Source organism: Thermanaerosceptrum fracticalcis, assembly GCF_000746025.2.
In the GTDB taxonomy this organism is placed as follows: domain Bacteria; phylum Bacillota; class Peptococcia; order DRI-13; family DRI-13; genus Thermanaerosceptrum; species Thermanaerosceptrum fracticalcis.
Genome location: NZ_CP045798.1, coordinates 120,937 through 146,422, shown reverse-complemented (window position 1 = coordinate 146,422; position 25,486 = coordinate 120,937). Strand labels below are relative to the sequence as shown.

Here is a 25,486-nt window from a genome sequence, read left to right as displayed (position 1 = left end):
GGGGGATTATTATTCTATAAAGATAGTATTTACTATCCAAATTCCGATTATGAATGAAAATTAACATCCTGCAACAATACCTTTCCCTCCAAGGGCTTCATAACTACGGACAACCTGCCGTCCTCCAGGAATATTTCCCTTTCCCCCAGTACATCAACCAGCTTCCCCCTGCACCACCGGCTCACATCCAGGGTAAGGGTGATTTCCTCCGTTTCATGGCGGTTAAAGATGAGGATGGCCACGTTGTCCTTTTTCTTTTGCCCGAAAACATCCCTGTCCTGGCTAATCCTCCTGAGAAAAGCATAAACGTGCCCCTGGGCATAAAGGGGTATCCATTCCCCCGTTTTCAACACATCATGCCTGTTGCGTAAAGCAATGATTTTTTTATACCACACTAAAAGCTCCCTGTCCTCCCTCCCCCAGGGATAGGTTCGTCTGTTTAAGGGGTCCCCATAACCCTCAAGGCCTGCCTCGTCACCGTAATAGACACAGGGCACGCCAGGAAACGTCATCTGGATCAAGGACAAAAGCTTAAGGCGCCTGACAGCCAGTTTTCTCTTATCCGGGCTTAATCTGAACCTGGCCTGGTCTTCTTTAGAGATTGTTTGTTCAGGAGGAGCATCGCCCAAAAGTGTCAGCACCCGGGGTACATCATGACTGCCGATGAGATTCATCAGGGCATAAAAATGCTGGCGAGGATAATTTTCATAGAGCTGCATCAGGGCCAGGTGAGTTTCCCGGGCATCCCTCCTTCCCAGCAAGTAATCCAGGAAAATGTTTCTGAAGGGATAGTTCATGACCGAATCCAGTTCATCCCCCAGAAGGTATTCCCGCAGCTTACCGTAGCTGATTTTGTTGGAGGCATCCTCCCATACCTCGCCGATGAGAACTGCTTCCGGGTCCGTTTCTTTAAGAACCCTATAAAAATTCTTCACAAACTCGTCGGGGAGCTCATCGACCACATCCAGGCGCCAGCCTTTGGCTCCCAGTTTCATCCAGTATTTTAAGACACTGTCCTCGTCATAGATGATAAAGTTCTGATATGAAGGCTCCATTTCATTGACGTTGGGCAGGGTATCGATCCCCCACCAGCATTCATAAAGATCGGGATAGCACGAAAAACGGTACCAGGAGTAGTATGGGGATTCCGGGGATTGGTAGGCCCCCACTTCCGGGTAGTTCCCTTTTTTATTGAAATAGATGCTGTCACTTCCCGTATGACTGAACACCCCGTCGAGAATAATAGCAATGCCCAGTTCTTTGGCTTCTCTGCACAGGGTTTGGAACAACTCATTGTCACCAAACATGGGGTCAATTTTTTTATAGTCGGAGGTATCGTATTTATGATTGCTGGGAGATTCAAAGATGGGATTGAGGTAAATGACACTGACACCAAGTTCTTGGAGATAGGGCAACTTTTTCAGCACCCCGTACAGGTTCCCGCCAAAAAAATCATAGGAGATGATTTTTCCCGTCTCCGGGTCCCTGTTATAGACGGGAATATCTTCCCACCAGTCGGTATAAATGGTGCTGTTGGGTTTGGGATGCATAATCCTGCCACCTTCATAACCATTGTAAAAACGGTCCACAAAAATCTGATACATTACCGCTTCCTTAAACCAGTGGGGCGTCACTAAATCCCGCTTATGAACAGTGATTTGATAGGATGGAGGTTCGCAGAAGTAGACCTCCCCTATACCTCCGAGACAGTGGCGGTTATTGCCATAATAATAGGTATTCCCGCCCTTATCTATGATAAAAAAGTACCAGAGGAGACCGGGAACCCCGGGTGTGGAAAATGAGGCTTCATAGACCTGCCTTTCCCCCTCTTCCTCCACCAGGGCCATAGGAATCCTTTCCTCCATGAGCCCATTTTTCCAGAGACGCAGCACCACTTGATTGACAGGTTCCTGGGAAACGACTTCCAGGCGAAGCCTGACTTCTTCATTACAGGGGACAGCCCCAAAGGGTGTACGATAGAATGAATGATGAGAATCATGGAATATCCTGGTGACCATCCTGGCTTTACCACACTTTCTCGGGTAAACTTGTTCCTTTTAGTGTTTCCAATTATAAATAAAACATGAATAAAATAAAACTGCTTATAATATATTATGTTATTGGGGTTTTGCTTATGTTAATTTTTTGTACAATGGTATTATATAGGAAATCACAGGTTAACAAAAAGCAGACTATGGACACAAGGTGTCTTCAAAACAAAGGAGAGACATTCTGATGAATCGCTACAAGGAGAATTATTTAAGGTGGCTGAATCATGATACTCTGGATAGGGAAATAAAAGAGGAACTGCAGGCCATCAGGGATAAGGACAAAGAGATCCGGGAGAGATTTTACAAGAACCTGGAATTCGGTACAGCCGGTTTAAGGGGCATTATGGGGGCCGGGACTAACAGGATGAATATTTATACGGTCCGGAAGGCTACCCAGGGCCTGGCTAATTATATTAACAGGGTATCCCCGGAAAAAACGGTGGTCATTGCTTACGATACGCGCCACAAATCCAGGGAGTTTGCCCTCCAGGCGGCCCTGGTCCTGGCCACAAATAACATTAAGACCTATCTTTTCAAGAAAGTGATGGCTACTCCCCTCTTATCCTTTGCCATCTGCCACTTAAAGACCACGGCAGGCATCATGATCACCGCCAGCCATAACCCCAGGGAATACAACGGCTATAAGGTTTACTGGCGTCACGGGGGGCAAATCATTGACGACATGGCCGCCGCTATCACCCGGGAAATAATGCAGGTGGAGGATGAGTTGCATATTCCCGTACAGGGAGAGGAAGAAGCCGAGAAGCAGGGCCTTCTGGTCTGGCTGGATGATAAAATTTACAACACGTATATCCAGCGGACGAAACAACTTATCCTGCGGGAAGATGTCATTAAACAAGCCGCGGATGATTTACGCATGGTCTATACACCCTTACACGGGACGGGATATGCCCCTGTATGCCAGCTCTTAGAAACCACAGGATTTAAACAAGTATTTGTGGTACCGGAGCAAGCCGAGCCAGATCCCGATTTTTCCACGGTTAAATACCCCAATCCCGAGGAACAGTCTGCTTTTACCCTGGCTCTTCAAAAGGCCCAGGAAGTCAACGCTGACCTGATCATGGGCACGGACCCCGATGCCGATCGGGTAGGTGTACTTTCGCTAAATGACACCGGCGAATATGAGCCGCTTACCGGAAATCAACTGGGGGCCCTGTTAATCGATTATATCCTGCACATGAGACAGCTCGCTAACAACCTGCCTGCCGACGGGGTCATCATCAAAACCATCGTCACTTCCTCCATGGGCGTGGATATTGCCCGCAGGTTTAATATCGATTATTTGGATGTGCTCACAGGATTTAAATATATTGGAGAAAAAATTGCCCAGTTCAATGAAGACAAGAGCCGCACCTTCCTTTTCGGTTATGAGGAAAGCTACGGATTTCTTGCCGGCGACTATGTGCGGGATAAAGACGCCGTCCAAACCTGCCTCCTGGTGGCCGAAATGGCCGCCTACTATAAGACCCGGGGCCTTACTCTCTTTGAGCGCCTCCGGCAATTGTATGAAGAACTGGGGTATTACCGGGAAGCCCTGGTCAATCTAACTTTGGCAGGCCTGGAAGGCCAGGAAAAAATCAACCGGATTATTGAAACTTTCCGGGATAATCCTCCTGCACAGGTTGGCGGCCTGGAGATCACCATTGTCCGGGATTACCTGCAATGTACGGAAAAAACCAGGGGCCTCTGTGAAATCAAAACCATTACTCTCCCTCGCTGTAATGTCCTGCACTACACCCTGGAGGACGGTTCCTGGTTCTGTATCCGCCCTTCCGGTACGGAGCCCAAACTGAAAATCTACTTCGGTGTCAAGGATAAAACGGCGGAAGAGGCGAAGACCAAATTGGAGAGAATCAAAGAAGAAGTAATGAATATAGTAGGGGCAGTATAGTGAAAAGAGCCACAGCCCTAACCGGGAACTGCGGCTCTCTTTTTTAAATATAATACTTGCTGTATAAAATATTTTTCTCCTCGGTTCTCCGTACACCGTGGTCAGGATTGGCCCGAGCATGTTCCAGAATTTTGAAGACCCCTTCTGTTTCATCTCCTTTTTCCAGAGCAAAAGCTATTTCTTCAGCGGTGTAAGCCTTCCCCCGGTTTTGGCGGAGAAAGGCAAGGACCTGCCTTTGCAAATCCACAATAAATCTGGCTCCTTTCTTACCTGCCTCCACAGCAGGCTGGTGGTAGGGATTAATATTGATGAGGGAAGCATACAGCCCCACCGCCCTTTCGAAGAGGGCAATCAGCACACCCAGGGAAAAAGCGTCTACCTTTTCTACCGTAATTGTGAGATATTCCCGGCCTTTTTGCCTTAAAGCTCCTTTGGTCCCCTGCAAAAAAGCGTTTAAATAATCCCCGCTGGTCACCCCTTCCTCTACCTGGGGCGAAGACCCATTCCTGTCTTTTAACACTTCCAGGAAAGTGATAAAGAAATTATCAGGCCCTTCTAAGAGCTGTTGCAGATAAGAATGCTGGTCCGTAGAACCTTTATTGCCGAAAACAGCCAAACCCTGATAAACAATATTCCCTGCCAGGTCTTTTTCCTTACCCAGGGACTCCATGATCAGCTGCTGGAGGTACCTGGCAAAAAGCTGGAGCCTGTCTTTATAAGGGAGCACCACCATGGTTTTGCCCCCTTCCCCTCCTGTGGCATAAAACCACATTAAGGCCAGAAGGGCTGCCGGATTGTCCTTTACCTCCCTGTTGCGGGTTATGCGGTCACACAGGACAGCGCCCCGTAAAAGCTCATGAATAGCAAAACCCTGCAAAACCGCAGGCAGGAGGCCCACCGGGGAAGTCTCGGAAGTACGCCCCCCGACCCACTCCCATAAAGGAAACCTGGCCAGCCAGCCCTCCTCTTCTGCAGTGCGGTCCAGGAGGCTCCCTGCCTGGCTGACGGACACGGCATGTCTGGCAAAATCCAGTCCCCTCCCTGCAAAGAGATAGCGGGTTTCCAGCATGCCGTTTCTGGTCTCCACAGTACCTCCGCTTTTGGAAATGACCAGAACCAGGGTGCGGCAGAGATGGTCCCCGAGAGCGGAAAAGACCCGGTCAAAGCCGGCAGGATCTGTATTGTCCAGGAAATAAATATTCATAAGATCATGGCCAGTAGTAAGGGCATCGGTTACAAACTGGGGCCCCAGGGCCGAACCGCCTATCCCGATCAGGAGAATTTTGTCAAATTTATCACCCGTCGAAGACAAAATTTCACCCCTGTGGATTTTACGGGCAAAGTCTTCAATATCTCTTATAGCTCTTTCAATTTCTGTGGCTATCTCCGGGGAAGGAGCCAAATGGGGGGCACGAAGCCAGTAGTGACCTACCGTGCGCCCTTCATCGGGATTGGCTATGGCCCCCTTCTCCAGGTCTGCCATACATTTCAGGGCCTGGTCCATCCTGGCCTGCATATCCCTGAAAAAATTTTCCGGAAAACCCATCCCGCTGATATCAACCATAAGGCCCAGCTCAGGATTATAGTACAGGTATTTTTTGTATCTTTCCCACTGCCCATGTGTTTCCATATCATCTCTCCCTGTATCTTTGATACTTTAGCGTTAAAAGGGCCAGGCGTTTTTCCAGCCCCGAGGTTAAGGCCCCCTCCCTGAACCGCCACTGCCAGTTGCCATCGACTGTCCCCGGGGTATTCATCCTGGCTTCGTTATCAAGACAGAGGACATCCTGAAGAGGGACAATGGCCCATTTAGCCCGACTGCAAAAGACTAATTCTATATACTCCCAGCACTTTTCCTCCTCATTATGCCCGGATTCAGGAGAGTCCAGCTGGGACAGAATCTTTTTTCTATACCAGCCCAGTAAGGTGTCATTATCATGGGTCCCCGTGTAATAGACAATTTCTTCTTCCCCGCTCTCCCGTTCCAGCTCTTCCTCTGCCAAAAACTGCAGCACTTTCATTCCGGGGAAACCACATTTCTCTTTTAGCTCTACTACTTCAGGAGTAATCACACCTAAATCTTCAGCAATCACAGGAAGTTCTCCCAGATACCTCCTGATGGTGAAAAAAAACTTTTCCCCCGGTCCTTTTACCCATCTCCCGTTGACAGCTGTGCTTTCCCCCGCTGGTATTTCCCAGTAAGCCTCAAACCCCCTGAAGTGGTCAACACGGACAAAATCAGCCAGTTTTAAAAGATACTCAAACCGCTTCCGCCACCACTGGTAATCATCTTTTTCCATCTCCGCCCAGTCATAGTGGGGATTCCCCCACAACTGACCGGTTTCGCTAAAATAATCGGGAGGAACACCGGCTACCTTCACAGGATTACCCCGGTCATCCAGGGCAAATAAACGGGGATTGGCCCAGGTATCACTGCTGTCGTAAGAAATAAAAATAGGCAGGTCACCGATAATTTTTATACCCTGGGCATTGGCATATCTTTTTAAATCAGTCCACTGCTTAAAAAATTTGAACTGTAAAAAACAATGATAAGCAATCTCCTCATGTAAATTCTTTTGGTAATAAAGAATGGCCTCCTTTTCTCTGAAGGCTATTGCTCTTTTCCAGGAGTTCCAGGCTAATCCGCCAAAATGCCTCCTTAAAGCCATAAACAGGACAAAATCCTCCAGCCAGTACGCATTTTCCTCTCTAAATGCCTCATATGCCGGACTCTTTTCCCCAGTATTAAATTTAGCAAAAGCTTTACGCAATAATCTATCCTTGAATTCGGCAACTAGCGGGAACTGAACCATATCCTCAGGGAAAGGGGGAATACTGCCGATATCCTCCGCTGTCAAAAGCCCTTCCTCCCGCAATATGTCAATACTTAAAAGCAGATGGTTACCGGCAAAGGCAGAGGGGGACTGGTACGGAGACCAGCCATATCCCACGGGATTTAAAGGAAGTACCTGCCATAGACGCTGCTTACTTCTTTTTAAGAAATCAATAAATTTATAGGCTTCAGGACCCATATCTCCGATACCGTATTTGGAGGAAAGAGAGGTAGGGTGTAAGAGAATACCACTGGCCCTGTCTAATTTCATGATCGTATTATACCTCCGTTGATTCCCGCTACATAAGCCGCCCCAATGGCTCCGGCCCCATCTCCCAGTTCTGCTGCTACTATCTCCACTTCCCGGTTTAAAGGCATAGCCCTGGCTTTAACCACTTCACGGACCGGTGTCAAAAGCATTTCTCCCATACCGGCCACCCCGCCACCTATGATAATCCCCTGGGGGTTTAAAATATTAGCAACATTGGCCAACCCTATCCCCAGGTATGCGGCAGCCTCCCTGATAATACCATGGGCCAGGGAATCACCCAGCCTTGCTGCATCATACACAGTCCTCGCCGTAATCATAGATTCATCCCCTTCTGCCAGTTCAAGGATGGGACTGAAGCCATTCTGCTTAACTGCTTCTTTTGCCCTGCGGGCTATAGCCCTCCCTGAGGCATACATTTCTAAACATCCGCGATTACCGCAGGTACAGGGAAGTCCATCTTTTTCCACCGTCATATGGCCAATTTCACCGGCACTCTCAGAATGCCCCCTGAACATTTTCCCCTGTAAAAAAATTCCCGAACCAATACCCGTCCCCAGAGTGATACAGACGATATCATCCCAGCCGCGCCCTGCACCCTGAAGCTTTTCTCCCCAGGCTGCCATCCTCACATCGTTATCGATCAGCACAGGCACTCCCAGTTCTCCCCTCACCCACTGGACAAGGGGAATATTCCTCCACCCGGGTAAATTGGGTAAGAATATGGCCGTTCCTTCCCGGCTGTTGACCAGCCCCGGGACTCCTATGCCAAGGCCAAAGAGATTCCCCAAAGTAAGGTTGTTTTCAGTAAGTAAAGAACAAACCATCTGGATCATACGCTGGGTTACTCCTGGGGGCCCCATTTCAGCCTGGGTAGCTAACTTAAGGCACCCCTTTACTTCACCGGCCTGATTTACCAAAGCTGCTGTTATATTTGTACCCCCCAGGTCTATACCCACGGTATACTTTTCCATTCCTTTACGCTCCTTTGCATCCAACCTTATTCACCAGAACCCAGCGGCTGTATTGTCAGTGACCAGAGTCCAGTGACCGGTGTCCCGTTATTTTTATTCGTGAACAGTAAAACGTTAACCGTGAACCGTGACTAGTGGGTGCTGTTAACAGCATGAGTGTCTAATATCAAATTTCCGGTCACTGGTTGCCGGCACTTAATACCTATCTGCATATATGCTGCCCCTTTATGCATCAATTATGTTTTTTGAGAAAAAAACACACCAGGTGATCCAGCAAAAGACTCAACCAAAAAAAAGGATTAAAGGTTCTCAGAAAGGCCATGACCTGATTATCCTTGTATACTTTAATAATCTGGTCCACAATATCAATAAGTTTACGAGGACCGATATCCGAGTAATAGAGGTCAAAAATATCGTAGAGATCTTCCATTTCAGCACTTACACCGACTGGAGCAGGTTTGGACAAACGGCGAAAAATACTGTTAACCCCCGCCAGGTAAATAATTTCATAGACCTCCTTAAGCATAGCATTGATTTTTTTTCTGATCCGGATAGCTTCATGGGTTTCAATGATGCAGAAATAGCTGTATTCCACAGCAGCAAAATATTCAACCAGTAATTCCTTGAAATTAATCAATAACTTCACTCTGCGGATATTTTCCCAGATGGTTATTTTCCGGTAATATCTCAACATCATTTCCTATCCTTCTTTCACACCAGCATGACCTACTCTCCTTTACATTATTCTAAAACAGCCGTTTTATTTCCTTTGCCCTCCTATCCCATTTTTTACTTTTAGGAAGAAGGGTTGAAAGGAATAATACTCTTTATGATGAAAAAAGAAAACCCGACCCCCTAAGGGGGGCCGGGTTTTTCTCATCGGCCAAAGCCCATGCCCTGGCCCATTCCCATTCCTCTGCCCATGCCGCGGCTTTGCCCTTTACCAAAACCTAAACCGCCGCCAAACTTCTGTCCTAAACGATCTCTATTGGGGTCAGGTGTTCCGGTGCAGGCGGCAATTCTTTCATCGAGGGCTTTCTTGATAGCTTCCCCCTTTTCCTTGGTGATGGTGCCGCTGGCTACCCGCTGATCAATAATCTCCTTTTTGTACTGGAGCATATCGGACTTAAACTGGTCGAAGACCCCATTTTCCTGGGCTATCTGCCCAAAGGTCTTACCCTGGGAACGCTGGGCATAGACATCAGCCTCAGTCTTCCCTGTCAGCCCCGAAATAATCTGAGCCGGATTGGAGTAGGTAGCTGCAAATACCGCTGTTGTGAAGAGCACCATCAGGGAAACAGTTAGGATAATTAGGGACCGTTTTTTCATGAAACATTACCTCCTTAGATAAGTTTTGTGTTGATGGTCTTATCATAACAGAGCAATGTTTATATTTTTTCTGGAGAATATCAAGATATTGTCAAGATATAAAATACGGTCAGCTTCGCACAGTTACCGGCATCCAGGTCCGTAAACTATTATTTCCATCATATCACCCCCACTTCCTGAATTATACCATAGCACCAAAGAGTTTCCCCCCAACTGCAGCCATCACAATAACCAGCGCTACATACACAAGGGTCTTTTTGGTCCCAATAACACTACTAATGACCAGCATGTTGGGTAAACTTACAGCAGAGCTTTGACAATGAGAACCTCCGTCTAAGTTGAGAAATAGAAGAGGGCACCAAACACCCCTGCCAAAAGCACGGGGAAAAGCTTTTGGGCCAAGCTCCAAGTCTCATACATCCAGTCTGCAACCTGCTCCTTGGTAAACCACTTCCGGGATATATAAACGATGCCAGCAATTAGAGGAAGCAAAATAATAATTTTGGCAAACAAAGGCAAAATGGCACAGGAACAAACGGCAAGAATAACTCCCGAAACGGAAGCCACTCCATAAGCGATATATTTTGGGGCCCACGAACCAAAATAATACTTCAACCTACCAGCAAGGGCTTCACCCATTCCAAAGGCAAGGGCATACCGCCCAAGGCCGTTTTTCCTCCGTAACGGCCGTGGTAGTCACTGCCTCCCGTCAGAAGCAAGGATCTTTTTTGGGCATATTTCATAATTATTTGATAATCCTTGGGACCATGGTCCTCATGATACAGTTCCACCCCGTCTAAACCTACTTCCCATAACTCCTCCATGATTTCATAGGAATCCAGCTGTCCGGGGTGGGCCAGAATCGCCTGACCCCCATCCTTTTTGACAGCCTCAACGGCAGCAAAAACATCAACATAGTCGATGTCCCGGGCACAAATCCCTTTATTGCGAAAAAGAGTATAATACAAGTGAGAGTAAATCCTGTCCGTATAACCTTTGTCCATGAGGACAGCCATAATATGTTGTTTATAAATGCAGGTGCTGACCCGGGCTTTTTCCTGGACTTCCTGGAGGGAAATGTCAAAGCCATGGTCCCTCAGGGATTTAATCTGCCATAGGCTGTTTTCCTGTCTCCTGGCTAAAAGGGGCTGACATAGCTTTTTGATATGGGAAGCCTTTAAGTCAAAGTTGTACCCCAAAATATGAACTTTTCTTCCCCTTTGATAATCAAAGGCAGAAATTTCTATACCGGGAATCACCTGGATACCATAGTTCCTTCCTGTAGCCACGGCTTCTTCCAAGCCCTCTACCGTGTCATGATCGGTTATCCCCAGGAAGCGGACCCCATTTTTTCGGGAAAGTTTGATCGTTTCTTCTATAGATAAATTACTGTCTGAGATGCTGGTATGGACGTGCAAGTCTACCTTCATGGCATGATCCTCCAACCCTTTCCGGCATGATTGTTCCCCCTTGGATATTCATAGTCCTATCGCAGACTCCTTCCATAAACTCCAAGTCATGGAAGATCCCCAACATGGAAATGCCTTCCTTTTTTAACTTCAGCAGCAAATCCCTGACCAGTTTCTTTGAGGCATTGTCCAGGGAGGCCGTAGGCTCGTCCAAAAGCAAGAGGGGCGGTTTTTTGACCATAGCCCTGGCCAGATTAAGCCTGAGTTTCTCCCCGCCGGAAAAGGTATAAGGATAAAGGTCCCAAAGTTTCCTGTCCAGTTCAAAGTGCTCCAATATTCTTTCTGCTTCTTGCTTGGCCCTATATTTTTCGTAACCCATATCCAGTACTGCCAGTTCCACAATTTCTCGAGCCGTGGTACGAGGTAAAACATTCAAAAACTGAGACACATATCCTATTTCTTTTTGCCGCAAGCGCACCACTTCCCTTTCCCCAGCCCTAGCCAAGTCAATAAGGCCAAACTCCCGGGAATAAAACCAGATATGCCCTTCTTGGGGCAAATATGTTCGATATATGCACTTTAAAACAGTCGATTTCCCTGCACCGCTTTTGCCGGTAAGACCAAGGAATTCCCCTTCCTGAAGCCCAAAGCTGATTTTTTGACAACCATTAATATGTTTGCCTGCGTGATGTAATAGAAAGGACTTGGACAATCCCTCCACCTGCAATATTTTTTTCATGGCACCATCACCTGTCTTTATCATATTTGTGGACAAAATCTGCCGCCTCCAGTAAAAAATCGCGCCAGCGTTCCTTAAAGACTTCATAAGGCCAGTCCCACCACTGTATTTTTTGCATTTTATGGACTATCTCCGGAGAAAACCTTTCCCGTATCACTTTGGCCGGTACGCCTGCCACAATGGCATAAGGAGCCACATCTCTGGTTACGACGGCGCCGCTGCCCACCACGGACCCATTGCCTATCTTCACTCCCGGCATAATAATAGCGTTATGGCCCAGCCAAACATCATGACCGATTATTACCTTTTGCTCCTCCCGCCAGCGAAAAAAATCCAGGTCATCGGTATCTGCAAAACCATAAATCCTGCGGCGGTAGGTAAAATGATGGAGGGTAGGCCGTTCCAGAGGATGCTGGACGGGACCTATCCTGACTCCGGCGGCAATATTGACAAATTTGCCAATGGAAGCATTTTGGATCTGGTTGAAGCCGGAAGTATAAGAAAAATCCCCAAACTCCACATTCTCCCATACATTGTGGGGACCTACTTCTGTCCACTGGCCGATGCTTACATTTTGCAAGACACAATTTTCATAAATGGTGGGTTCTGGGGTTAACATTCTTTTGCCTATCATAATTTTTTACCTCCTGAGATAATAAAGCCGGGAAACCAGGTTGCCGTCTACAAAAACTGCTGTGATAAAGGGGAAATCATCCTTATCATCTTTTTCAATAATGATCAGGTCTGCCCTCTTCCCTGGGGCTAGGGAACCGTATGTGTCAGCTATACCCAAGGCCCTGGCCGGGTTAAGGGACACCAGCTTAAACATCTCCCACAGTTTTTGGCCATATTTTTTCTCCAACAAAAATACAGCATGGAGGAGAGAAGCAGGGTAATAATCACTGCAAAGAATATCGATGCAACCCTCTTTAATGGCTTGGGCCGCATTTAAATTTCCGGAATGGGATCCTCCCAAAAGCACATTGGGGGCCCCCGCCACCGTAAACATTTCCCTTGCTTTGGCTGCCCTCGCTACTTCTATGGCAATGGGGAATTCAGAAATCACCGTCCCCCAGCTTTTTACCAGCTCCACTTTTTCCACACTGTCATCATCATGAGAAGCAAGGGGGATATCACTTTCCCTCGCCATTTTGCAAAGGATGAGGATAGTCTGCAAGTCCAGTTTTTCTTTCTGTTGGGCTTCCCGGATATGTTTTTCCAGCTGGTCTTCGGTCATTTCCTGATAGCCTTTGATGGTTTCCTTATATATTTCCAGGTTCCGGTACTGTCCCTGCCCCGGCGTATGATCCATGAAAGACAGGAGATGAATTTTCTTTTGTTTGATAAATTCCATCAGATAAGGTACATCATCCACATTGTCTATTTCGTAACGGGCGTGAAACCGATGGTGGATTAAACTGCTTCCGCTATTGATTTCTTCAATATGATCCGCCAATTTTTTAACGTTTTCGGAAGTCCTTATTTTTTTGGGGGAGAAAAAAGAATCCTTATATAAAGAGAGGGAGTGGTACATGGTGGTTATCCCTTGATTTACCAGCTGTTTTTCCACTTCTTTAATAGCCATCTTAAAATCCAGGATGCTGGTAGGCCGGGGTGAAGCCATATACTCGATGTAATCAGAATGAATATCTATAAAACCGGGGGCAATATATCCCCCCTGGGCATCGATAACAGGAACACTCCCGTTATCCATCTCTCCCTGGGGCCCTATCCTGCTGATACAGCCATTTTCAATCAATAGCTCATAATTTTCTGCCACCCGGTCTTCTAAAACCAATTTGCCGTTTGTCAGCAAATACACTTTTTGTTCCTCCTTCAGCCAAAATATCTATAACAAGGACTGTACCAGCTGCTGGGTATAAGGGTGCTGCGGATCCTCCAAAATCTGATCCGTCAAACCCTCTTCTACAATCTTTCCCTTAAGCATAACAATGGTCCGATCGGCAAGCATGCGGATAACACTTAAATCATGGGAAACCACCAACATACTGATTTTCAGCTCCCGCTGCAACCTCTTGATTAGATCCAAGACATTGGCCTGCACAGATAAGTCCAGTCCTGTAGTAACCTCATCCAATAATAATAAGGGAGGATTATTGGATAAGGCTTTGGCAATCTGGACCCTTTGCTGCATGCCCCCAGAAAAATGGCGGGGTGCTTCACCGCTACGATAAAGAGGTATGTTAACTTTCTCTAACAATTCTGTAGCCCTAATCCTTATGGACCCAACGGTTCTTTCCCCGGCAGCAATTAGTTTTTCAGCTATATTAGCTACAGAAGAAAAATCCATCCGCAGCCCCAAGTAAGGATTCTGATATACCATTCCCAGGAAATGATTACGGATATATCTTTTTTGTTGGGACGACTCTAAAAAAATATTGCTTCGTCCTTCTTTGTAACTTTGAAGATAGCAAGCCCCTCCCGATACCTCCTCATCGAAATAAAGACATCTAAGCAGAGTGGACTTCCCCGAACCCGATTCGCCCACTATTCCCAAGATTTCTCCCGGGTATAAAGCCAGGGACACATCCCTGCAGGCATAGACTGTCCTGCATTCCGGGCAAAAATTATCTTGCAGGTTTCCTTGGCCGCCATCCCCGCAAAGGGCACAGCCGGGCCCATATTGTTTCCGGAGCTTTTGAATTCTTAAAACAGGCTTTTCTTCGGTCCACATTTTTCTCACCCCAGACCCTCTCAAGTTTAAAGTTCTTTGTTCAACCTTTGCAGGCAATAGCTGGTATCGTTGCACTGGTAAGATACAAACTGAGTTTCTTCATCAATTATTTCATCTAAGAAAACACCGGTAGCGCCACATAAACGACAGCTCTTCCCCTCCTGGTCTTCCACCGTAAAGGGATGATCAAGAAAAGCCAGGGATTCTACTTTGGTATAGGGGGGCACAGCATAAATCCTTTTTTCCCGGCCGGCACCAAGCAAAATCAATGCCCTGTTCATGTTCAGTTTGGGATTGTCAAAGCGAGGAATGGGACTGGGAGCCATAACATAGCGCCCGTATACAAGGACGGGGTGATCGGCCCCCGTGGCCATGTGGCCGTGCTTCATAATCTGTTCAAAAAGCATCAACCAGACACCGCTGTATTCCTTATCGGCATGAAGACGCCGGGTCACATACTCGCTGGGTTCTATTTCCCTTAAGGGTTCAGGAATGGGGACTTGCAAAACAAGGATCTGGTCTTCCCTAAGCTCAACTTCTGGTATCCTGTGTCTGCTCTGGATCAAGGTGGCCACGCTGGTTTTATCCGTTACAGCAATACCAGTGGTTCTCTGGATCAAATTTTTGATACTTACGGCATTGACCGACTCATCGGAACCCTGATCAATGACTTTAATGATATCTTCTTTTCCCACCAGAGATAGAGTTACTTGCAAACCGCCGGTCCCCCAGCCCCTGGCTACAGGCATCTCCCTGGAAGCAAAAGGCACCTGGTAACCCGGTAAGGCCACGGCTTTCAGAAGGGCCCTCCGTATTTCCCTTTTGGAATTCTCGTCCAAAAAAGCGAAATGATAGCCGGTCATTCCCCTTTTTCCCCCTTTCTGGTCTTGCGCACCCTGTCCAATTTAGACTGGAAAGTAACGTAATGGGGAAGTTTCAAGTGGGAAACAAAACCCGTAGCCTCTACACTGTCAATATGCATCAAGACAAATTCCTCGTCAGAAACAGGGGTGCCGGCAGGGCCTTTTTCTAAACAGTAATCCAGGACACTCATGGCAATGGCCTTGGTTTCATTTTGACCAAAACACAGACCGTAGCCGAGAAAAAACTCCAGGTCTTGAGCACCGTATTCTTTCTCTCTTATGTGGGGAAACAGGGTTTCTACCTCGGTAACTTGAATCTCCCCTATATAAAGGGCTTCCTCTTCAGATTTGCTGTCGTCCAAAGGATAATCGATGAACACAGGTACACAGCCTACACGCAGTTCCCCTACCGTGGGATGGAGAATTCCGTAACCGCGAATAGCCGCATAACCTAAAGCCGTAACGGCCCCTGTTTCACCCCTGGTCAGGGTTTGTAATCTTTCACTCCTGTCCGCTGGAAATTCCAAGCTCTTTCGGGTTACATCCAAAGGTTCGGTATCGTCCTCTTTTATCTTCGCCATAAGCCCTTCTTTTCTTAAATAATCCACTACCTTGGGGAGGGAGGACAAAGGGCTTTCTCCTTGGTAAGGACAATTATTTTCAAATTCCTCTAACCATTTTTCGATATCGGCCGGTTTTTCTTCATAAAGACTAAAGTCCAGGAGACGGTGGGTATAGTCATAAGTGGCCCCCAGGATTTGCCCCCCGGGGATATCTTTAAAGGCAGCGGAAATTCTCCTTTCAAAACGCATGAATTTCGTAAGGACAACCCTGGAGTAATATTTGCGCGGCAAAGTTGAACGATATGCCCGCAGCAGAAAGGTTGCCTCTTCCGGGTTCCCTTCCCCCTGTTTAATGGCCAAGGCAGCCAAGTCCCTGGAATAGAGGCTGCCCTCCGACATAATCCGGTTAATAAGCCCCCGCAGGGTATTTTTAATGGTCTCTACTTCAATGACTTTGCGCCCTTTAAGACGCTCATAACGCAGTCTTTGAATGGAAGCTTCAATGGCTGCTAGCCCGCCTTTGACTGCTACGTATCCCAATTTTTTTCACCTCATTTTACTGATGCTTGTAGTTCGGGGAATTGCCGCCAGGTTATAAGCACGGTCCAAAAAATACATTTCTATACCTAAAGGATATTCCTTGTTTATCTCTGCTCTCTTCTCAACCCAACCATCCTCCGCCGCAATGGAAAGATAATTTTCACCTTTAATACCCGGTCCCTGCAGGCCCCACTCCCCTTCTCCAGCGAGCGAGACAACTTCCACTACCAGGGTTGCCGACAAATGGGGGTTCAAAAGGTCACCGCGTTTGCACTTTTCCATGATGGTAAGCAATTGGTTATCTGCTACAGCATCTTCCAGTACAAAAACAAAAGCAGCTTCTTCCAGGGGTGCCGTGGGAGCATAGGTGAGCTGTCGCATATATCTGGCAATTTGCGGGCCTTCCCTGCCGGCCACATAAAATGTAACCTCATTATCCAGCAACATTAACATCAAAAGCAGGGCGGCTTTATTGGCCTCGAGGGGCAGATCAAGTTTTTGGCTTTCCTCCCTGAGACTGTTGATCTTCCCTGGCCTAGCCGTGCTGTCAAGGACTTTGCGAAAAGCTTTTTGGATATCATGAACATAATCAAACCCCATTTCTCTTACTCCTTATCCCTGTTATTGATCCATGGTGGTAAAATCAACCTTAGTTTTCAACACGCCTGCCATTTCTCTTGCTTCTCTGGCAAGAATCTCCTTTTCTTCAGCCCATAGAAGGGGAGCCCAGGCTTTTACCTCTTCCAGATTGGCGTTGTAGGCACCATCGATGACGGCCAAATGGTATGCCAGCTGGGTTTGGAAATCCTGCACAATACCCACTCCCAAGATGCCGTTGATCTGAACTTTGCACTCAGTAACCAAGATTTCGCCCAGATAAAACAGGCTTTGGCGGGCGCTTTCCCTTACCTTTACCATGACTAAGCCGGTATGGGGCTTTTCGATAACCTTCACCTCATACTTGCGGATAATGTCCTCTGCCATTTCCTGGGCTAGTTGGGGACGCCCCTTGATCAAAATCATGGTTCTCCTTCTTCTGTCCATAAAGCACTACAGCCTCCTTTACGGTTCACCCCGAGTATAACTTGTCGCCAGGCTAATGTAGTGAACTAGGAGTAAATTTTTTGTTAAAAACATGGCTAGACAAGTAAAAAATAGAAAAACAGCAAAGGGGCTTGGGACCTTTGCTGTTTCATTAGAGCTTATATTTAAAGATATCTCCTCGGTATTTAACTTCATAATATTCAATGGGAAGCCCTGTCCTGCCGTCACCATTGATTCCTTTAAGAAAAATAAGGGGAATAAGTTTGGGGCACTTAAACAACTTCACATCTTCAGGGGTGGGCAGAGCTATCTCCAGGACAGAACCCTGATGGACCAAAGTCTCCAATTCATATTTTTTCAGGGTTGCAAATAAGGAACGGATTTCTCCCCACTGTTCCAAATGGGGAATTCTCTGCTTGGGGAGATAAGAAGTATGTACAGCAGCCACCACATTCTCCACAATCCTTGCCCTTTTCAATTCGTATACTTCTTCTTCCTCTCCCAACTGCAGAGTCCGGGCTAAGAAAGGACCGGCTTGACGCACTTTTAAAGAAACCTGCCGGGTTTGCACATCAAAGCCCTGGGCCTCCACTTTGGAACTGAATCCTTGGTCGGAATTAAGGGGAAATTCGATGGAGATCTTCTTTATTACCACAAAATGGCCTATCCCCTGTTTGGCATATATATAGCCTAGTCCCTGGAGCCGTTCATAAGCCTGGCGTACCAAAAACCTTGACACCCTTAATTCGTCTGCCAAAGCATACTCCGAGGGCAGTTTAGGGCTTTCCTGATATTTTCCTTTTTCAATTTCGCTGATAATTCTGTCCATAATGTCATTAATGATTTGTTCCCTGCTTTTCCCTTCCATACGCTTACCTTGACTTCAATCATATTTAATTTCTGACCTGTAATCTGGCCTTAGCTTTCATGGTAAACATCTCCAGGACCAAGGCTACAGCCAAAATAAGATAAGTGATAAAACCCACTTCCCTCAGATCAAAATAGTGACCGCTGGCCATAAACAGTTCAAAGCCTATTCCCCCCGCCCCGGCAGCGGCACCCATGGCCACAGCATTCATAAAATTGATCTCAAAACGCAAAAAGGTCCAGGAGAGAAGATAAGTGACAGAGGAGGGAATGACTGCCTGCCAGATTACCTGCCACCAGCTGGCTCCCGTGCTTTGCAAGGCTTCTATAACACCTTTGTCCAGTTCTTCAAAAGATTCGGCATAGGCTTTAATCAAATAACCCAAAGAATGGAAACTCATGCCGATGACCGCTGCCACACTGCCCAAGCCTGCACCCACAGCAAAAATCAATACCCAAAAGATTGTAGGCACTGCCCTGATAAAAGCTACGAAACCCTTCACGCTCCAGGCAAGCCAGGGATGGGAAAGATTTTGAGCGGCCAAAAGCCCTAAAAACAGGGCTAGAACTGCTCCCAGGAGAGTGGTTAAAAAAGCCAAGGCCAGGGTTATTCCCACCTGGTACAAGGATTCAGCCAGAGTAAAATGCCGGGCCTCCGCCTGCAAAAACATAACCTGGAAATTCCCCAGGGTGCTAAGTAGGGCTTGGGAGAACTGAATATTCTTATAATCAAAGGTAAAAAAAGCATATATAGAAAGAAAAATCAGCAAAACAACAGTGGTTCTTAAGATTATTTCCCCTTTGTTCAGGGGTTTGGGCGGAAAAGAAGTTTTAGCTTCTGCCTGTCCAGTGCACCTTACCCAAAAGTTTTTTAGAGCTTCCCCCCGCTCTATCATAGAATTTCCCTCCTTACATAGTTGGAAAGATATTCAATAAGAAATACCGTGAAAACGATGACGATGACCACCAGGCTGGCGGCATGATAATTCATGCTCCTGAAATAGAGATTAAAGGAAAAGCCGATTCCTGTGCCTGTCAGAATCCCCAGGAGGGTAGCGTCACGAATATTGGTTTCGATCATATACAAAACCCAGCTCAACATCTGAGGAAGGCTGGCAGGAAAAACTGCCTGAAAAACAATTTGCCCGTAGCTGGCCCCGCTGGCTCTTAAAGCCTCCACAGCACTGGCACTTACTTCGTCAAAGGTTTCCATGAAGGCTCTGACTAAAAAACCAAAAGTAGCAAAAAACAAGGCTAAAAAACCTGTAAGGGAGCTTTGCCCAAAAGTGAAGAGCAAAACCATAGCCCAGGCAACTAAGGGAATGTTCCGGAGAACAGAAGCAAAAGCCCGGCTTATTTTGCTGAGAAAGTTGTTTATTTGGGTGGTAGTGGAACCCAGTAAAGCAAAAAGGGAAGCCAGGATGGCTGCCGTCGTCGTTGCTGCCACGGACATAAGAAAGGTTTCCCTGAGCTTGATCATAATGGCGGTCATCTTACTTAAAGCTTGGGCATCGGGATAAAAGTTGGCAAAGGCCCATTTGAGAGCCTTGTAGAACCCCATAAAGCCTTTGCCTGCGTCATATTCTGTAATAACCACACTAACGGCCGTAATCACCATGATGACCAGGAAAAACATCAATCTTTTTCTTTTTTGGACCTTGAAAAACTTATCCAACATAGAGACCACTGCTTCCTCCCACATCCATGATCAACTCTCCCGCTTCTGAACCATAAATATAATAAATTTTTTCCGCAGTCAGCTCACCGGGAGGCCCATCATAAACTATCCTTCCTTCCTTGATGCCGATAATCCGGTCGGAGTAGGCCAAGGCCACATCCACCTGATGCAGGTTTACCAAGCAGGTAATACCCCTTTCCTGACTGATTTTTTTCAGGTGATCCATGATTATCTTTGCCGCACTGGGATCCAGGGAAGCAATGGGTTCATCGCACAAAAGCATTTTCGGATTCTGTAAAAGAGCCCTGGCAATGCCTACCCGCTGTTTCTGTCCTCCACTAAGCTGGTCACATCTTTGATAGAGCTGTTCCTCCAAGCCTAAGGCCTGGAGAATTTCTAAGGCCTGTCTTTTTTCCTGTTCCGTAAAGAGACCCAAGGCCCCAGCCAAAGTAGATTTATAGCCCAAACGGCCATGGAGAACATTTTCAATAACAGTGAGGCGGTTCACAAGATTGTAATGCTGGAAGATCATCCCTATCTGGGAACGCAACCTTCTCAGTTCCCGACCGGAAAGTTCATAGACGCTTGCCCCGCTAAAAATTACTTCGCCGCTGGAAGCCTCCACCATCCTGTTGATGCAGCGCAGCAGGGTGGACTTGCCTGCGCCCGAAGGGCCGATAACTGCTACAAACTCCCCTTTCTTCACGACAAAACTGATATCGTCCAAAGCCTTCTTAGGACCACCATAAGATTTGGTCACATTTTTTACTTCCAACAACATCTTTTTCAGCCCTATTTGGATAATTCCCTGATGGGGTTAAACCACTCGTCCTTTACTTCTACGAATCGTTCCCCGGCTACAAACAATCCTTTAAAACTGGAACCTTTGGGGACAAAGATTTCCTGATTTTTGGCCACTTCATCACTGGTCAGAAGGGCCAGAAGAGCCTTGATGTCTTTTTCACTTACTTTTTCCGTATTGGCGGCAAAGGGCGCATTTAACACAGGCGTGGAAGAAATTACCACGAATTCTGCCCCTGGCACTTTATCAAAGGGTTCAGCAGCATCTTTTTTCACACGGTATACAGCCCCTGGTTTATTAGCCGTCCCTTCAGCCAATTCCACATAGTTGGCCACACAGGTATCACAGAAGGCAGCCACATCTGCTTTGCCCGTAAGAAGATTTACAGCCGATCCCTGGTGGGAACCGCCGAAAAGGACTTCACTGAAGAACTTGTCCTTACCGCCTTCAGTTAAATGCTCTTGTTTGAGATTTTTCCAATTTTCCTTCTTGCTGAAATATGAAACAATGCCTGCAGCCGGCACTTTAAAACCGGAAGTGGAACTGCTGGAAACAAAGGAAAAACGCTTGCCTTGAATATTATCAATGGAAAATGCTTCCCCGTTTTTATATTGGGTCTCTTCTCCCCGCTTAACACAGAGCCAGCTGTAATACTGAGCGTCAGCCAAAGTCCCAGATTTGCCGCTGTTTACCACCAAGGGAAGAACTTTGGGATTTTTCTTGTGGGCCTCTATGTATCCTTGGGCCCCAAGAAAAGCTATGTGGGCATTCCCTGTGGCCAGAGCCTCAATGGCAATCACATAATCAGTAGTCAGCTTATGCTCGACCTTTTTCCCCGTGGCCTTTTCCACCACTTTGCCAATGGCCTCCCGGGCCCCTTTCAAATCTTCCCCCGACTCATTGGGATACCAAACCATAATAATGCTTTTGCTGTCGGCCCCACCCTTGGCTGCACACCCTGCCAGGATAACTGCCATCATCATCATAAGCAAAATACCCGCGAGAAATTTTTTCATTTTTCCTAACCCCTTTCCTTTTCCTTGTTTCGTAATCAGCTTAACACGCAACAATTTTGCACAAGTTACGTCCCATTTAACAACGTGTAAAATGAAGCATAAATTATTTTTAAAATAAGTATAAATCCCTAATCTTTTAAGATTGTTATCTTTAAGATTGTTATCCACTACAAGGAAAAATGGCAGGAAGAAATGAAAAAAAAAACCGACCCCCTAAGGGGGGCCGGGTTTTTCTCATCGGCCAAAGCCCATGCCCTGGCCCATTCCCATTCCTCTGCCCATGCCGCGGCTTTGCCCTTTACCAAAACCTAAACCGCCGCCAAACTTCTGTCCTAAACGATCTCTATTGGGGTCAGGTGTTCCGGTGCAGGCGGCAATTCTTTCATCGAGGGCTTTCTTGATAGCTTCCCCCTTTTCCTTGGTGATGGTGCCGCTGGCTACCCGCTGATCAATAATCTCCTTTTTGTACTGGAGCATATCGGACTTAAACTGGTCGAAGACCCCATTTTCCTGGGCTATCTGCCCAAAGGTCTTACCCTGGGAACGCTGGGCATAGACATCAGCCTCAGTCTTCCCTGTCAGCCCCGAAATAATCTGAGCCGGATTGGAGTAGGTAGCTGCAAATACCGCTGTTGTGAAGAGCACCATCAGGGAAACAGTTAGGATAATTAGGGACCGTTTTTTCATGAAACATTACCTCCTTAGATAAGTTTTGTGTTGATGGTCTTATCATAACAGAGCAATGTTTATATTTTTTCTGGAGAATATCAAGATATTGTCAAGAATCCACTTTCCTCGTTGAATTTGTGTCCCCTTTGCTTTTCAATAAGTTCTGCATCACGAAGCCGCTCAATATGATGACAGGCAGGGTCAGGGCCAACCGTGTCAGGGAAAAAGTCCATCCCAGGTACTTCACTTCCATCATAATCATGGGGATTTTGATCGCGGCCCAGGTACCCAGAAAAATAACCACGTTGGCCAAACTGCCTCCTTTCCGGAGCATAGCCTCTGCTACGGGAAAAGCGGCATACAAAGGACCTGCCGCGGCGGAACCAACAAAGATGGAAATCAAAATCCCTTTGATTCCGGACTGGTCTCCCACATTATCCTCTACAATCTTTTTGGGAACCCAGACATCTAGAAGGCCTATCAAAATGAAGATGGGTGGAAGAATGGTGAGCATATCCAGTAAGTATTGGCCCGATACTCTCAAGGTTTGATAACCTAATGATATATCTTTCAGCGTCAGCAAAAAAGTAATAACCAGAACGGCTATGAATAACCTGTATCTTTTTAAGGTGGTCATGGTAAGATCACCCCCATGACAACACCAACGATTAAAGCAGCTGCCAGCCCGATTATATTCCTCATCAGGGCGAAGTTTCTACCAAAAAACTTTATCTCCATAGGTAAAGTCATAATTCCCACCATCATCAGAGTAGTTATAAATATGACCACGAGAGGCAGGGCAGCCCCTTGTTCTAAAAGGGCGGCAGCCAAAGGAAAGGCTATCAGCCCCGGGATAAGCATAATTGAACCGATGCCGGCTACGGTAAGAGTATTGATTAAATTGATTTGACCAAAGAATTTCACAATAGATGAGGGGGGTAGGAGAGTTAGGGAAAGACTTATTAACCCTATTACTCCCAGCATGACGGGAAGGATGTTGAGAAAAGATTTTAAGGCAATTGTTAAAGCCTTTTTGGTTTTTTCTTTACTTTTAAGAAATGAAAGCAATAACAACAGGCCTGTGATGGAAAACAGGATTATACTAAAAGTCACTGTGCCCCCTCCTCGCCTGCCAATTCTTCATACATCAGAAGGAATTTGTCTAAGATGTTCCGGGTTCTTCTTATGGTCTTTACCCAGGTAAAGAGAAATTCCCTGCCACCTGGCGTAATCCTGTACAGCCGTTTGGCTGCTCCGCCGCCTTCCGTATCCCAGGCTGACGAAACTAATTCATCACTTTCCAAACGCCTTAAGGTCCGGTATACGGCCCCTGGGTCATTGTCAAGCCCAAAGACGGCCAGGTCTTCCATGAGGTCGTAGCCGTGGGTGGGCTCTTTTTTTAAAAGTAAAAGGAGCAAGCAAGGTACCATAAACTTTTCAATTCTCCCCCCCCGACAACCACAAGAGTCATGATTACAGTTTTTATCATGTTCCCGACACATAAATACATCACGTCCTTATATGTAATTTACATATATATAATTTACTCCTCTTACTGGGTAATTGTCAATTATCTCTTATTAAAGGAAAGGGGACACACCTGCTGAAGCAACAAGGTCAGGGGACACACCTGCTGAAGTACGGGTAATCCTCTAGGGACAGGAATGTCCCCCAATTAAAAAAAGCGCGACCAAGGTCGCGCGCTCTTTGGTTCCTATAACTCATATTTAATACCATGCACACCTAAGTATTCTTTTGGGCGCATCTCACCGCCACAAACCTCACAACTAAACCTTGGTGGAACTGAAATATCTCCGTCATCCATCATATCGCAGTAATCCACCACTTCCTTCGGAATGTCTTCTTCTATGTTACACTGCAAACAAACAAATTTGATGGTTGCCTTGCCGCCTACTTTAGGCGGCTTTTTCTTTGCGTGTTTCTTTCTTTTTCTGCTTACTGGGCTCATCTATTCCTGCCAACTCCTTTAGTCTTTTTTTAGCAAAGTCATCTACGGCATCAACAACTTTCAATATCCCTGATTTTAGACACACTTTCCCCTTGTATTCCATTATCTCTTTACATCTCATACATTCTAACGGGTCTTTTCCTGTGAATTCTTCTATTTTATTTCTCCAGCCTATCCGTTGCTTTCCTCTTTGGCCGTTTTTCCTTCTTTTCTGCCTTCCCAGGTATGCTTCCATTAATTTGTCAGCCAATCTTTTACTCCTTCTGGAGTAAATTCCATAATACCGGATTGTTTTAAATTGCTCATCCGGTATATGCCTTATTATCCGTGATATGAATTCTTCTACGGTGATGGTTTCTTGTTTTTCTTTTTGCTCTGTTTTATCAAAGTATTTAAAGGTTACATTTTCCCCGTCATAGTCTACAATTCTGCTTAACGCCATGGCAGGTCTTCTCATGTACCGCCCTATATATCCTACTTGGGCTTCTACTGACCCTTGTCCTTTTTTATTGGGCGGACCATAGATTACAAATCCTTCAGGGTTATCATCCCATATCTTTTGAAACAACTTCTTATATCGTTTAACTTCTTGTTCCGGCAGTTTTTTCTTCAACATCTCCATTACTGCCGCCTGCCACCTTTTCCTCAGCATTACATATGGGATAAAGTCTTTAACAACCCATTTCCCCGCTCCGTCAAAACCACCTTCAGTTACTAGGATATGTACATGGGGATTGAAGTTCATTCTTGCTCCAAAGGTATGTATTCCTACCATGGCGCCGGATTTGACTTTTCCTCTTTTCTTCAGCCATTCTAATAGTATTTTTACTGCCAGGTCCATTAGATCTTTCAAGAGTTCTCTATGACGGGTAAATATTTCCCACAAACGTTCGTCCACTGTAAACATGATGTGGCGATGAGGAACCGGATACATTCTTTTACTGGTTTCTCGACTCCATTCTTGGGTGTATCCGGTTGCGCACGATGTACAAAAACGTCCCTTACACGTGTGAGGAACTATTTTCATTTCTCCACATACCGGACATGCGAACAGAGTAAATCCTGCTTCTTTTTGTCCACATCGATTAAATTTATTGATTTCCTTTATCACAACAGGACGTATTCTGTCTTCGTATTTATTAACAAACTTTTCCCAATGCTTGTTCTCATCAAAAAATATCTCTCTTAAGATATTATCCTGGCCCATATGTTCTCACCTTTCTAACAACTACTTCCTGCTTTCGTTAAAAAATGAAAAAACCCTT

At 46.3% G+C, this 25,486-nt stretch carries 29 protein-coding genes; 1 reads left to right on the top strand and 28 read right to left on the bottom strand.

What is annotated here, in order from left to right; translation table 11 throughout:
* Window positions 1-47: 47 nt before the first annotated feature.
* Window positions 48-2,018 carry a glycoside hydrolase family 13 protein gene (locus tag BR63_RS00825; RefSeq protein ID WP_034425695.1) on the bottom strand — a complete coding sequence of 657 codons (1,971 nt, stop codon included), beginning with the start codon at window positions 2,016-2,018 and terminating at the stop codon, window positions 48-50.
* A 217-nt stretch (window positions 2,019-2,235) separates the two neighbouring features.
* Between BR63_RS00825 and BR63_RS00820 the strand changes: the two genes are divergently transcribed.
* On the top strand, window positions 2,236-3,963 hold the full coding sequence (locus BR63_RS00820; RefSeq protein ID WP_034425693.1) for a phospho-sugar mutase: 1,728 nt from the start codon (window positions 2,236-2,238) through the stop codon (window positions 3,961-3,963).
* A gap of 43 nt (window positions 3,964-4,006) precedes the next feature.
* On the opposite strand, the gene BR63_RS00815 is transcribed toward BR63_RS00820, so the two are convergent.
* The 27 genes from BR63_RS00815 to BR63_RS00690 form a co-directional block, all read right to left on the bottom strand.
* Window positions 4,007-5,593: a glucose-6-phosphate isomerase gene (locus BR63_RS00815; protein ID WP_034425691.1), complete on the bottom strand. Its 1,587-nt coding sequence runs from the start codon at window positions 5,591-5,593 to the stop codon at window positions 4,007-4,009.
* 1 nt (window position 5,594) lies between these two features.
* Window positions 5,595-7,067: a 4-alpha-glucanotransferase gene (gene malQ / locus BR63_RS00810; protein WP_034425689.1), complete on the bottom strand. Its 1,473-nt coding sequence runs from the start codon at window positions 7,065-7,067 to the stop codon at window positions 5,595-5,597.
* Window positions 7,064-8,038 (bottom strand): ROK family protein, encoded by a 975-nt coding sequence (locus BR63_RS00805; RefSeq protein WP_034425687.1) that lies wholly within the window; start codon window positions 8,036-8,038, stop codon window positions 7,064-7,066. Before BR63_RS00805 ends, malQ begins: the two co-directional genes overlap by 4 nt.
* A 232-nt stretch (window positions 8,039-8,270) precedes the next feature.
* Window positions 8,271-8,735, bottom strand: coding sequence for a hypothetical protein (locus BR63_RS00800; protein ID WP_153802190.1), 465 nt, complete (start codon window positions 8,733-8,735; stop codon window positions 8,271-8,273).
* Between the two features lie 179 nt (window positions 8,736-8,914).
* Complete coding sequence (locus tag BR63_RS00795) at window positions 8,915-9,367, bottom strand: DUF2680 domain-containing protein (protein WP_034425683.1); 453 nt, start codon at window positions 9,365-9,367, stop codon at window positions 8,915-8,917.
* Between the two features lie 181 nt (window positions 9,368-9,548).
* Window positions 9,549-9,776 (bottom strand): hypothetical protein, encoded by a 228-nt coding sequence (locus BR63_RS19300; protein WP_207724820.1) that lies wholly within the window; start codon window positions 9,774-9,776, stop codon window positions 9,549-9,551.
* Window positions 9,701-10,006 (bottom strand): permease, encoded by a 306-nt coding sequence (locus BR63_RS19915; RefSeq protein ID WP_034425574.1) that lies wholly within the window; start codon window positions 10,004-10,006, stop codon window positions 9,701-9,703. The genes BR63_RS19300 and BR63_RS19915 overlap by 76 nt, the downstream gene beginning before the upstream one ends.
* Window positions 9,979-10,797 carry a PHP domain-containing protein gene (locus BR63_RS00785; protein ID WP_034425577.1) on the bottom strand — a complete coding sequence of 273 codons (819 nt, stop codon included), beginning with the start codon at window positions 10,795-10,797 and terminating at the stop codon, window positions 9,979-9,981. The genes BR63_RS19915 and BR63_RS00785 overlap by 28 nt, the downstream gene beginning before the upstream one ends.
* A complete protein-coding gene (gene phnL / locus BR63_RS00780; RefSeq protein WP_081908327.1) occupies window positions 10,754-11,515 on the bottom strand; it encodes a phosphonate C-P lyase system protein PhnL in 762 nt (253 codons plus the stop codon). The genes BR63_RS00785 and phnL overlap by 44 nt, the downstream gene beginning before the upstream one ends.
* Before the next feature lie 7 nt (window positions 11,516-11,522).
* Window positions 11,523-12,149, bottom strand: a complete 627-nt coding sequence (locus BR63_RS00775; protein WP_034425580.1) for a DapH/DapD/GlmU-related protein — start codon at window positions 12,147-12,149, stop codon at window positions 11,523-11,525.
* A 6-nt stretch (window positions 12,150-12,155) separates the two neighbouring features.
* The gene (phnM, locus tag BR63_RS00770; protein WP_034425583.1) at window positions 12,156-13,337 is read right to left on the bottom strand and encodes a phosphonate metabolism protein PhnM; all 1,182 of its coding nucleotides are present in this window, start codon (window positions 13,335-13,337) and stop codon (window positions 12,156-12,158) included.
* 27 nt (window positions 13,338-13,364) lie between these two features.
* Entirely contained in the window at window positions 13,365-14,210 is an 846-nt protein-coding gene (locus tag BR63_RS00765; RefSeq protein WP_034425585.1) for an ATP-binding cassette domain-containing protein, read from the bottom strand.
* A 26-nt stretch (window positions 14,211-14,236) separates the two neighbouring features.
* Window positions 14,237-15,073: an alpha-D-ribose 1-methylphosphonate 5-phosphate C-P-lyase PhnJ gene (locus tag BR63_RS00760; protein WP_034425587.1), complete on the bottom strand. Its 837-nt coding sequence runs from the start codon at window positions 15,071-15,073 to the stop codon at window positions 14,237-14,239.
* The gene (locus tag BR63_RS00755; protein ID WP_034425589.1) at window positions 15,070-16,176 is read right to left on the bottom strand and encodes a carbon-phosphorus lyase complex subunit PhnI; all 1,107 of its coding nucleotides are present in this window, start codon (window positions 16,174-16,176) and stop codon (window positions 15,070-15,072) included. The genes BR63_RS00760 and BR63_RS00755 overlap by 4 nt, the downstream gene beginning before the upstream one ends.
* A 6-nt stretch (window positions 16,177-16,182) precedes the next feature.
* Window positions 16,183-16,776: a phosphonate C-P lyase system protein PhnH gene (phnH, locus tag BR63_RS00750; RefSeq protein ID WP_034425592.1), complete on the bottom strand. Its 594-nt coding sequence runs from the start codon at window positions 16,774-16,776 to the stop codon at window positions 16,183-16,185.
* A 21-nt stretch (window positions 16,777-16,797) separates the two neighbouring features.
* A complete protein-coding gene (gene phnG / locus BR63_RS00745) occupies window positions 16,798-17,220 on the bottom strand; it encodes a phosphonate C-P lyase system protein PhnG (protein ID WP_034425594.1) in 423 nt (140 codons plus the stop codon).
* Window positions 17,221-17,371: 151 nt separating this feature from the next.
* The gene (locus BR63_RS00740; RefSeq protein WP_034425597.1) at window positions 17,372-18,088 is read right to left on the bottom strand and encodes a GntR family transcriptional regulator; all 717 of its coding nucleotides are present in this window, start codon (window positions 18,086-18,088) and stop codon (window positions 17,372-17,374) included.
* 25 nt (window positions 18,089-18,113) lie between these two features.
* Window positions 18,114-18,983, bottom strand: a complete 870-nt coding sequence (locus tag BR63_RS00735; protein ID WP_034425600.1) for an ABC transporter permease subunit — start codon at window positions 18,981-18,983, stop codon at window positions 18,114-18,116.
* The gene (locus tag BR63_RS00730) at window positions 18,980-19,765 is read right to left on the bottom strand and encodes a PhnE/PtxC family ABC transporter permease (protein WP_034425603.1); all 786 of its coding nucleotides are present in this window, start codon (window positions 19,763-19,765) and stop codon (window positions 18,980-18,982) included. Before BR63_RS00730 ends, BR63_RS00735 begins: the two co-directional genes overlap by 4 nt.
* Window positions 19,755-20,546 carry a phosphonate ABC transporter ATP-binding protein gene (phnC, locus tag BR63_RS00725; RefSeq protein WP_034425605.1) on the bottom strand — a complete coding sequence of 264 codons (792 nt, stop codon included), beginning with the start codon at window positions 20,544-20,546 and terminating at the stop codon, window positions 19,755-19,757. Before phnC ends, BR63_RS00730 begins: the two co-directional genes overlap by 11 nt.
* Window positions 20,547-20,557: 11 nt before the next feature.
* A complete protein-coding gene (locus tag BR63_RS00720; protein WP_034425607.1) occupies window positions 20,558-21,583 on the bottom strand; it encodes a phosphate/phosphite/phosphonate ABC transporter substrate-binding protein in 1,026 nt (341 codons plus the stop codon).
* Window positions 21,584-21,817: 234 nt separating this feature from the next.
* Entirely contained in the window at window positions 21,818-22,270 is a 453-nt protein-coding gene (locus tag BR63_RS00715) for a DUF2680 domain-containing protein (RefSeq protein WP_034425683.1), read from the bottom strand.
* 91 nt (window positions 22,271-22,361) lie between these two features.
* Window positions 22,362-22,889 (bottom strand): permease, encoded by a 528-nt coding sequence (locus tag BR63_RS00710; RefSeq protein ID WP_034426137.1) that lies wholly within the window; start codon window positions 22,887-22,889, stop codon window positions 22,362-22,364.
* Window positions 22,886-23,365 (bottom strand): permease, encoded by a 480-nt coding sequence (locus tag BR63_RS00705; RefSeq protein WP_034426139.1) that lies wholly within the window; start codon window positions 23,363-23,365, stop codon window positions 22,886-22,888. The genes BR63_RS00710 and BR63_RS00705 overlap by 4 nt, the downstream gene beginning before the upstream one ends.
* Complete coding sequence (locus tag BR63_RS00700; RefSeq protein WP_243270043.1) at window positions 23,362-23,682, bottom strand: helix-turn-helix transcriptional regulator; 321 nt, start codon at window positions 23,680-23,682, stop codon at window positions 23,362-23,364. The genes BR63_RS00705 and BR63_RS00700 overlap by 4 nt, the downstream gene beginning before the upstream one ends.
* A gap of 284 nt (window positions 23,683-23,966) precedes the next feature.
* Window positions 23,967-24,221, bottom strand: a complete 255-nt coding sequence (locus BR63_RS00695) for a hypothetical protein (RefSeq protein ID WP_243269976.1) — start codon at window positions 24,219-24,221, stop codon at window positions 23,967-23,969.
* Window positions 24,169-25,428 carry an IS91 family transposase gene (locus BR63_RS00690; RefSeq protein ID WP_187142658.1) on the bottom strand — a complete coding sequence of 420 codons (1,260 nt, stop codon included), beginning with the start codon at window positions 25,426-25,428 and terminating at the stop codon, window positions 24,169-24,171. The genes BR63_RS00695 and BR63_RS00690 overlap by 53 nt, the downstream gene beginning before the upstream one ends.
* Window positions 25,429-25,486 lie beyond the last annotated feature (58 nt).